General features: G+C 62.5%; 1 pseudogene. It reads left to right on the forward strand.

Annotation, left to right across the window (positions count from 1 at the left end):
* Positions 1 to 147 precede the first annotated feature (147 nt).
* A pseudogene (locus AC0L3H_RS33030) lies at positions 148 to 384 on the forward strand (site-specific integrase); the annotation flags it as partial.

Below are 384 nucleotides of genomic sequence, written 5' to 3' on the forward strand. Positions count from 1 at the left end.
CATTATGCCGATGTCCGGATTATGCCGACCTTGCGGGTGGATGTCGGCTTCGGAGGCGGTGATCGCTGCGATGGGTCGGCATAATCACCGGCGGTCTGACGGATCGTGCAAACTCCTCTTCTTGTTTCCAAGGAAGGGGATACTTTCATGTCAATCGATCCGTTTCGCGTTCGCGTCCAGGGCCCGCTTGCCCCGTTTGCGGCTGGGTTTGCCGGCGAACTCGTCCGACAAGGCTATACGCCGCTTTCGGCTCGCGAGCAGATGCGGCTGGTGGCGCGATTGAGCCGCTGGCTCGCATTGGAAGGCCTGGATGTGGAGGGACTGGGTGCGAGCGAGGTCGATCGGTTCGTCCGTACCCGTCGTGCCGCTGGCCCGCAACTCCGC

The sequence above is a fragment of the Mesorhizobium sp. WSM4816 genome, assembly GCF_055811535.1.